Annotated in this window: 1 rRNA gene (only partly in view); it reads right to left on the bottom strand. The window is 48.1% G+C overall.

Annotation, left to right across the window (positions count from 1 at the left end):
• Positions 1-1627 (bottom strand): 23S ribosomal RNA (locus B0169_RS19450) (its annotated part extends 665 nt beyond the left edge of the window); the annotation flags it as partial.
• Positions 1628-1743 lie beyond the last annotated feature (116 nt).

Here is a 1743-nt window from a genome sequence, read left to right as displayed (position 1 = left end):
ATTCTCTACCTAACCACCTGTGTCGGTTTGGGGTACGGTTCCTATATATCTGAAGCTTAGAAGCTTTTCCTGGAAGCATGGCATCAATGACTTCAACTCCGTAGAGTCTCGTCTCGTATCTCAGCGTTAATGAAGTCCCGGATTTACCTAAGACAACCGCCTACATACTTTCACACGGACTACCAACGCCGTGCTCACCTAGCCTACTCCGTCCCTCCTTCGCAATATATAGAAGTACAGAAATATTAATCTGTTTCCCATCGACTACGCGTTTCCGCCTCGCCTTAGGGGCCGACTTACCCTGCCCTGATTAACATGGGACAGGAAACCTTGGTCTTTCGGCGGGGGAGTTTTTCACTCCCCTTATCGTTACTCATGTCAGCATTCGCACTTCTGATACCTCCAGCATGCTTTACAACACACCTTCAACGGCTTACAGAACGCTCCCCTACCACTCAAACCTAAGTTTGAATCCGCAGCTTCGGTGACTAGTTTAGCCCCGTTACATCTTCCGCGCAGACCGACTCGACTAGTGAGCTATTACGCTTTCTTTAAAGGATGGCTGCTTCTAAGCCAACCTCCTAGCTGTCTATGCCTTTCCACATCGTTTCCCACTTAACTAGTACTTTGGGACCTTAGCTGGCGGTCTGGGTTGTTTCCCTCTTCACAACGGACGTTAGCACCCGTAGTGTGTCTCCCGCATATCACTCATTGGTATTCGGAGTTTGCAAAGGGTTGGTAAGTCGGGATGACCCCCTAGCCTTAACAGTGCTCTACCCCCAATGGTGTTCGTGCGAGGCTCTACCTAAATAGATTTCGGGGAGAACCAGCTATCTCCCGGCTTGATTAGCCTTTCACTCCGACCCACAAGTCATCACCGCATTTTTCAACATACGTGTGTTCGGTCCTCCAGTTGATGTTACTCAACCTTCAACCTGCCCATGGGTAGATCGCCGGGTTTCGGGTCTATACCCTGCAACTAAACGCGCAGTTAACACTCGCTTTCGCTACGGCTCCCCTATTCGGTTAACCTTGCTACAGAATATAAGTCGCTGACCCATTATACAAAAGGTACGCAATCACCGGACTAAATCCGGCTCTCACTGCTTGTACGTATGCGGTTTCAGGTTCTATTTCACTCCCCTCACAGGGGTTCTTTTCGCCTTTCCCTCACGGTACTGGTTCACTATCGGTCAGTTAGGAGTATTTAGCCTTGGAGGATGGTCCCCCCATGTTCAGTCAACGTTTCACGTGTGCCGACCTACTCGATTTCATGATAAGTTTATTTTCGTGTACGGGACTATCACCCTGTATCGTGCTACTTTCCAGTAGCTTCCACTAACTTACAAACCACTTAAGGGCTAATTCCCGTTCGCTCGCCGCTACTAAGGAAATCTCGGTTGATTTCTTTTCCTCGGGGTACTTAGATGTTTCAGTTCTCCCGGTTCGCCTCGCTAAGCTATGTATTCACTTAGCGATACCCGCCTTACGACGGGTGGGTTTCCCCATTCGGACATCTTTGGCTATAACGGTTTTTATCACCTCACCAAAGCTTTTCGCAGATTAACACGTCCTTCATCGCCTCTAACTGCCAAGGCATCCACCACATACGCTTAGTCACTTAACCATACAACCCTAAGTAGTCTCGAAAGAAAACAAAGTACAAGAAGGTGACAAAACCTTCCCAATTGTAAAGTCTGACATTTTCACGCACACAAAGTGTGTCTTGAATAAGAGTTGATA

Source organism: Cognaticolwellia aestuarii (genome assembly GCF_002000025.1).
Lineage (GTDB): Bacteria > Pseudomonadota > Gammaproteobacteria > Enterobacterales > Alteromonadaceae > Cognaticolwellia > Cognaticolwellia aestuarii.
The sequence above is the reverse complement of the archived record's forward strand: the minus strand, read 5'-3'. Positions and strand labels throughout refer to the sequence as shown.